A 7569-nucleotide genomic window follows, 5' to 3' on the forward strand; every position below is an offset into this window, starting at 1 on the left:
CACGGCGCCGCTGCACTACCAATGGACCCATGACGGCGTGGCCGTCGGCCCCGACGCCGCCAACTTCGTCATCCCGTCGGTTCAGACCGGCGACGCCGGCGCCTACACCGTCACCGTCACCAACGTGGCGGGCACCATCACCTCCAAGCCCGCCGCCACCCTGTCGGTCAGCGGCAGCAACGGCACCAACCTGGCCCAGGGCAAGACGGCCCTGGAAAGCAGCGAGCAGAACGGCGGCCTGACGGCCAAGTTCGCCTTCGACGGCAACATCAACACCCGCTGGTCGTCCGCGCCCGGGATCGACCCGTCCTGGGTGGGGGTGGACTTGGGCTCCCTCCAGACCTTCGACGAGGTGGTCCTGGTGTGGGAGAACGCCTACGCCACGGAATACCAAATCCAGGTTTCCAACGACGAGGGCGACAACAAGACGTGGACCACCGTGTACCCGGTGGATGGCAGCATGGCCGTCGGCCACGGCGGCACGGAGACCCTGCCCTTCCCCAGCACCACGGCCCGCTACGTGCGGATGCTGGGCAACAAGCGCGCCACGGACTACGGCTACAGCCTGTTCGAATTCCAGGTCTTCGACGTGCCCCAGTGCGGCACGGCGACGGAGCGCTACACCCTGCAACCGGCGAAGTCGGGCACCTATGTCTCGCCCATCACCGGCATTCCCAACGGGCCCTTCGTGCCCACCGCGGTCGACAACGTCAGCGGCCTGACCTGGCAGCAGTACGTGACCACCTTCACCCAGGCGGGCGCCCAGTTCACCCGGCCGGTGGCCGAGCAGTACTGCGCGTCGGTGGGCATGCGCGTCCCCACCCAGGACGAGGCCCTGACCATCGCCGGCAGCAACTACGCGGCCTGCGCCTTCCCCAACCCCTGGACCACCTGGACCGCGACCGACGTGGCGGGTGAGACCGACCGGTCCTACTTCGTCTCCTCGGCCGGCCAGTCGTCCTCGCAGATCACCGACAACTCACCGGGCTGGGCCCTGTGCGTGGCGGGCAATCCCCTGGCCGCCCCCACCATCACGGCGCAGCCCGCCAACCAGACGGCCCCCGTGGGCGGCACCGCCACCTTCACCGTCGGCGTCGGCGGCCCCGGGCCCTTCAACTACCAGTGGATGGAGAACGGCGCCCCGGTCGGCATCACCACCGTTCCCAGCTTCACCACGGCCCCCCTGCAGGCGACGGACGATGGCGCATCCTTCAGCGTCACCGTCAGCAACGGCGGTGGCAGCGCCACCAGTGCCGCGGCCACCGTCACCCTGAACGGCACCATCGGCGACGGTAACGGCAACACCGGTAATGGCGGCAACGGCAACACCGGTGGCGACAACGGGGGCGGCAACAACAACGGCGGGGGTAACAATGGGGGCGGGGGTAACAATGGGGGCGGCAACAACGCCGACCCGCTGGCGCCTCCCACCAAGTCCCCGGCCTCGGACCTTGCCGCCGGCAAGAAAGCCACGGCCACCAGCGACCAGGGCGACGGCTATCCAGCGTCGGCCGCGGTGGATGGCGATCTCAACTCCCGCTGGTCGTCGGGCTTCAGCGACACGGAATCGATCACGGTCGATCTCGGTTCCATCCAGACCGTGGACCGCGTGGTCCTGCGCTGGGAAGCCGCCTACGGCGTGGGCTATCTGATCGAGGTGTCGCCGGACAACAAGTCCTGGAAGACAGTGCACACCGAAACCCAGGGCAAGGGCGGTGTCGAGGACATCCGCTTCGACGCCACCCAGGCGCAGTTCGTGCGGATGAGCGGCACCAAGCGCTCCGGCCAGTACGGCTACAGCCTGTTCGAGTTCGAGGTCTACAACACCGCCACCACCCCGCAGTACACCCTGACCGCCACGGCCGGGGCCAACGGCGCCATCCTGCCCGGCACGGTGTCGGTTCTGGCCGGCGCCAGCCAGACCTTCACTCTCCAGCCCGCCACCGGCTTCGCCGCGACGGGTGTCACGGCGGACGGCCAGAGCGTGGGCCAGGTCGCCAGCTACACCTTCACCAACGTCCAGGCCGCCCACACCGTGGCCGCCACGTTCAGCGTCGCCTCGGCGGCGGTGGACCTGGCCCTGCACCAACTCGCCACCTCCAGCGAGTTGGAGAACGCGGGCTACCCCGCCGGCAACGCGGTGGACGGCGACCCCAACACCCGGTGGTCGTCCGCCGTGGGCCCAACCGCCTGGCTGCAGGTGGACCTGGGCGCGCCCAAGGCCTTCAACCGCGTGGTTCTGAACTGGGAAAACGCCTACGCCGTGGGCTACCAGGTCCAGGTGTCCAACGTGGGTGGCGCCGATGACCAGAACTGGACCACGGTCCACCCCGAAACCGCCGGCAAGGGCGGGATCGAGGACATCACCTTCACCGAGGTGACCGCCCAGTATGTGCGCCTGAAGCTGACCCAGCGGTCCGGCCCCTACGGCTACAGCCTCTGGTCCTTCCAGGTGTACGACATGCCGACCCCGCCGACGCTGACGGCCGGGCCCACCAGCGTCACGGTGACGGCCGGCCAGACCGCGCAGTTCAGCGTGGCCACCACCGGCACCGCGCCCTTCACCTACCAGTGGTATGTGAACGGGCAGCTGGCGGCGACCACCGACAGCCCCCTGTTCACCACCAAGAGCCTGACCACCGCCGACAGCGGCACCACCGTCAGCGTCGTCGTCAGCAACGTGGCCGGCACCGTCACCAGCGCCAGCGCGACGGTGACGGTCACCGCCCCACCCCAGACGGGAACGGGTGACCCCGGCAACGGGAACACCGGCGACGGCAACACGGGTAATGGGGGTACGGCGCCGGTCTCCACCAACGCCAACCTGGCCCTGGGCGTCACCATGACGGCCAGCGGCACGGAGAATGACGGCTACCCCGCCGGCAACGCCGCCGATGGCAGCACCAACTCACGCTTCTCCTCCAACTTCGACGACCAGGCCTGGCTGCAGGCCGACCTGGGCGCGGTGCGGGCGGTGAACCGGGTGGTCCTGCGCTGGGAAAACGCCTACGGCGTGGGTTACGTCATCCAGACGTCCACGGACGGCAAGTCCTGGAACGACGCCTACACCCAGACCAACGGCAAGGGCGGGGACGAGGATCTGTCCTTCACCACCGTGAACGCCCGCTATGTCCGCCTGCAGGGGGTCAAGCGCTCCTCCGGCTACGGTTACAGCCTGTTCGAGTTCGAGGTGTACGACACCGCCAGCACGCCGCGCTTCACCGTCACCACGACGGCGGGCGACAACGGCACCATCACCCCGGCGGGCGCCACCCAGGTGCTGCAGGGGGCCGACCCGCGCTACGTCTTCACCGCGGCCGACGGCTTCGTCGTCACCAAGGTGGCGGTGGACGGGCAGAACGTCGGGCCCCAGGCCAGCTACACCTTCACCAACGTCCTGGCGGCCCACAGCCTGGCCGTGACCTTCGGTCCGGCCTCGGCCGGCGTGGATCTGGCCGCCGGCAAGGCGGCCACGGCCAGCGGTACGGAGAATGACGGCTACCCCGCCGGCAACGCGGTGGACGGCAACCCCAATACCCGCTGGTCCTCCGCCTTTGTCGATCCGTCGTGGATCGCCATCGACCTCGGTTCCGCCCAGACCTTCAACCGGGTGGTCCTGAACTGGGAGAACGCGCACGGCATCGCCTACCTGATCCAGGTGTCCGACGTGGGGGGCGCGGACGACAAGGACTGGACCACGGTCTACACCCAGGCCGCCGGCAAGGGCGGGGTGGAGGATTTGGGCTTCACGCCCGTCACCGCCCGCCACGTCCGCCTGCTGGGCACGCAGCGGTCCAGCCCCTACGGCTACAGCCTGTTCAGCTTCCAGGTGTTCAACAACCAAGTGGACCAGGCGCCCACCATCACCAGCCAGCCGCAAAACCAGACCGTGGGCCTGGGCCAGAGCGCCAGCTTCTCGGTCACGGTCAGCGGCACCGGCCCCTTCACCTACCAGTGGCAGCGCAACGGGGCCGACATCGCCGGCGCCACCAGCGCCAGCTACAGCACGCCGGCCACCACCAATGACGACAATACCGCGCGGTACGCCGTCATCGTGACGGGCCCGCAGGGGACCAAGGTCACCAGCGATCCCGCCATCCTGACGGTCAACACCAGCGGCCTGCCCTACACGGTCTTCCCCGGCTTCGTCGGTGTCGACCTGCAGAACAACACCCACGGCGCCTACAGCGACGACCAGGTGTACGTGGCCGTCATCGGTCGTGACCCCGCCACGGGGCAGTTCGCCTGGCTGAAGCCGGACGGCACCCTGACGGCCGCCACCCCGGCCGACAACGACGGCACCGGCCACCTGACCAAGAACGGCCAGAACTACAGCAACTACTTCTTCACCCTGGCCCAGGCCAAGCAGTTGAAGCTGCCGAAGATGGACAGCGGTCGCGTGTTCATCGCCCTGGGTGAGCCGCTGTACATCAAGATCCTGATGGACGCGAACAACCAGGTCGGCTATGCGGGGCCCAACCCGCTGAACGGCACCGACCCCAACATCAACATCTATTACGATTGGTATGAGTTCACCTACAACGCGTCCGGCCTGTGGATCAACACCACCCAGGTGGACCAGTTCGGCCTGCCGCTGCTGCTGGACGTGTATGGTGCCCACAACACCTTCCACAAGCAGACCGGCATCAACCAGAGCCGTGCCGCGCTGTATGACGCCTATGTCGCGGAGACGCCGGCGGCCTTCCATTCGGCCCCACTGTCGCCCTACCGCATCATGGCGCCCTACAACAGCACCTTTGACGCCGGCCAGGCCAACGCCAGCTACTTCGACAGTTACATCGACCAGATTTGGGCGTTCTACACCACCAACACCCTGACCATCGACATGTGGGGCGGCTCCCGCCGCTTCGCAGGGCAGGTGCGGGATGGCCAGATGGTGTTCAGCGAGGTCGACCTGAAGAACGGAGCCTACGTCGGCGGCAGCTACATCGTGAACAAGCCGACGACGCAGGACGTGCTACGCGGCGCCGGGGCGCTGGCCACCGGCAACGCCACCGAGCTGGCGCTGGAGGCCCAGTTGTGCGCGGCCTTCAACCGCCACATCACCGACAACGTCGCGGCCTGGGCCACGCCGTCCGTCTGGTACGGCGCGGCGCCGGCCAACTTCTACGCCAAGTTCTGGCACGACCACAGCGTCGGCGGCCTGGCCTACGGCTTCGCCTACGACGACGTGTCGGACCAGAGCTCCACCATCACCACCGACACGCCGGAGCACGCGGTGTTCGGCATCGGCTGGTGATTGGGGGTTGGTGACGCGGCGACCATAGCGAACGGAAGGGACGGCGGCGCCTGGAAGGGCGTCGCCGCCTCTTCGCATTTCAGGACAAGTGATCTTGGGGGTAGGAAATGAGGGGATTTGAGAACAGGGCAAGCGAGCGGGGTTTCACCCTGCTGGAACTACTGGTCGTGGTGCTGATCATCGGCCTGCTCGCCTCCTACGTGGGGCCCAAATACTTCTCGCAGGTGTCGAAGTCCGAGGTGACGACGGCCAAGGCGCAGATCGAGGCCTATGCCAAGGCCGTGGACAATTTCCGCCTGGATGTGGGCCGCTTCCCCACGACGGATGAAGGGCTGGCCGCCCTGATGACCCGGCCGGCCACCGATGGCGACAAATGGAACGGCCCCTACCTGCGCAAGGACGTGATCCCCGACCCCTGGGGCCATGCCTACCTCTACCGCTCCCCGGGCGAGAAGGGGGAGTTCGCCATCACCTCCTACGGGCGGGACGGCCAGCCCGGCGGCACCGGCCCCGACGCCGACCTCAGCAACGAGTAGCCAGGGCGGCGGGGGCGTTTCGAATGCGGTATGAGGTCCGGGCGCTGTCGCCCGATCACCTGATGACCCAGCTGGTCCTGGATGCCCAGGACGAGGACGACGCGCGCCGCCAGGCGGCCGCGCGCGGCCTGGCCGTGGCCGAGGTGCGGCCCGCCGGCCGCCTGCGCCGGCCGGGGGGCCTTGGCGGCGTCACCGCGCGGCAGTGGTCGCTGGTGCTGTTCAGCCAGGAACTGCTGGCCCTGCTGCGCGCCGGCCTGTCCATCGTCGAGGGGCTGGAGGCCCTGCTGGAGAAGGAGGCGAACGAGACCGCGCGCGCCATCCTGCAGCGCCTGCTGGCGGGCCTGCGCGACGGCAAGCGCCTATCCACCGTGCTGGCGGAACAGCCCGGGCACTTCCCGCCCCTGTACATCGGCATCGTCCGCGCGGCGGAGGGGACCAGCGACCTGCCCCGCTCGCTGGCCCGCTATCTCGATTACCGCCAGCGGGCGGACGGCGTGCGCGGCAAGGTGGTCAGCGCCGCGATCTACCCCTGCATCCTGGCCCTGGTGGGGGGGGCCGTGTCCTTCTTCCTGGTGGGCTATGTCGTCCCCAGCTTCGCCCAGATCTACCAGGGCACCGGCCGCTCTCTGCCCTTCCTGTCGCGCGTGCTGATGGACTGGGGGCGTTTCGCCGGGGCGCATGCGGCCCCCCTGGCGGCGGGCCTTCTGGTTTCCGTCGCGGCCCTGGCGCTGGCCGCCCGGCACATCGTCCGGCGAGGCGGCGTCGGCCGGCTGCTGGCCGTCATCCCCGGTATGGCCGCGCGGGTGCGGATCTATGAGCTGTCGCGCCTGTACCTCACCATGGGCATGCTGCTGGAGGGTGGCATCACCGTGGTCGCGGCCATGGCCTCCATCCAGGGCATGATGTCGCCCGACGTGGCCGCCCGCCTGCGGATGGCCAGTGAAGCGGTGCAGGCCGGCACCCCCCTGTCCGACGCCTTCGAGGCCCAGGGCCTGGCCACGCCCATCTCGCTGCGCATGCTGCGCGTGGGCGAGCGGTCGGGTGAACTGGGTGCCATGCTGACCCGCTCCGCCGAGTTCTATGACGGGGAGATCGGGCGCTGGATCGACCGCTTCACCCGCGTCTTCGAACCGCTGCTCATGGCCGCCATCGGCATCATCGTCGGCGCCATCGTCGTTCTGCTCTACATGCCCATCTTCGACCTGGCGGACAGCCTGCAATGAGCCAACACGCCCCCTTACTGGCCCCCCTGCTGGCCCCCCTGCCGGCCCCCCTGCCGGCCTTGGATGACGAGGCCCTGCTGCGCCAGGCACGGCAAGCGGCCCTGCGCAGCCGCCGCGGCATCCTGGTGGAGTTCGACAGCCTGGCCGGCGGGGAGCCGCGCCAGCGCCTGCAGCGCCTGGGCCAGCTCCTGGGGCTGCCGGTGCTGGAGACGGCGGCCATGCTGGCCCTGACGCCGGCGCTGGACCGTCTGCCCCTGCCCCGCGCCATGCAGCGCCACTGCGCCCTGCTGCGCGATGACGGCGACGGGCTGTTGGCGGCCGTCAGCGACCCCTTCGACGCCGACCTGCTGACCTGGCTGGAAGCCCAGGCGGGGGCCCCGCTGGGCGTGGCCCTGGCCCTGCAGGCGGACATCCAGGCCTATCTATCCAAGCTGGAAGAGTCCGTGCGCGCCATGGACAGCGTGGTCCAGGCCGGCGACGGCGACCGCCGCGACGGCCGCACAACGGCCATCCTGTCCTTCGCCAGCGTCAGCGAGGCCGCCAGCCCGGC

At 69.3% G+C, this 7569-nt stretch carries 4 protein-coding genes; all 4 read left to right on the forward strand.

Annotated elements, in window-relative coordinates:
* The first annotated feature begins 37 nt into the window (after positions 1-37).
* On the forward strand, positions 38-5260 hold the full coding sequence (locus I55_RS37840; protein ID WP_211100319.1) for a discoidin domain-containing protein: 5223 nt from the start codon (positions 38-40) through the stop codon (positions 5258-5260).
* Between the two features lie 107 nt (positions 5261-5367).
* The gene (gspG, locus tag I55_RS22370; RefSeq protein ID WP_044562807.1) at positions 5368-5796 is read left to right on the forward strand and encodes a type II secretion system major pseudopilin GspG; all 429 of its coding nucleotides are present in this window, start codon (positions 5368-5370) and stop codon (positions 5794-5796) included.
* Between the two features lie 23 nt (positions 5797-5819).
* Positions 5820-7019 carry a type II secretion system F family protein gene (locus tag I55_RS22375; RefSeq protein WP_044562808.1) on the forward strand — a complete coding sequence of 400 codons (1200 nt, stop codon included), beginning with the start codon at positions 5820-5822 and terminating at the stop codon, positions 7017-7019.
* Positions 7016-7569 (forward strand): hypothetical protein (locus I55_RS22380; RefSeq protein WP_044562809.1); only part of this gene is annotated, 554 nt, incomplete at its 3' end. The genes I55_RS22375 and I55_RS22380, both read left to right, overlap by 4 nt.

The organism is Azospirillum sp. B4 (assembly GCF_000333275.1).
Taxonomy (GTDB): Bacteria; Pseudomonadota; Alphaproteobacteria; order Azospirillales; family Azospirillaceae; genus Nitrospirillum.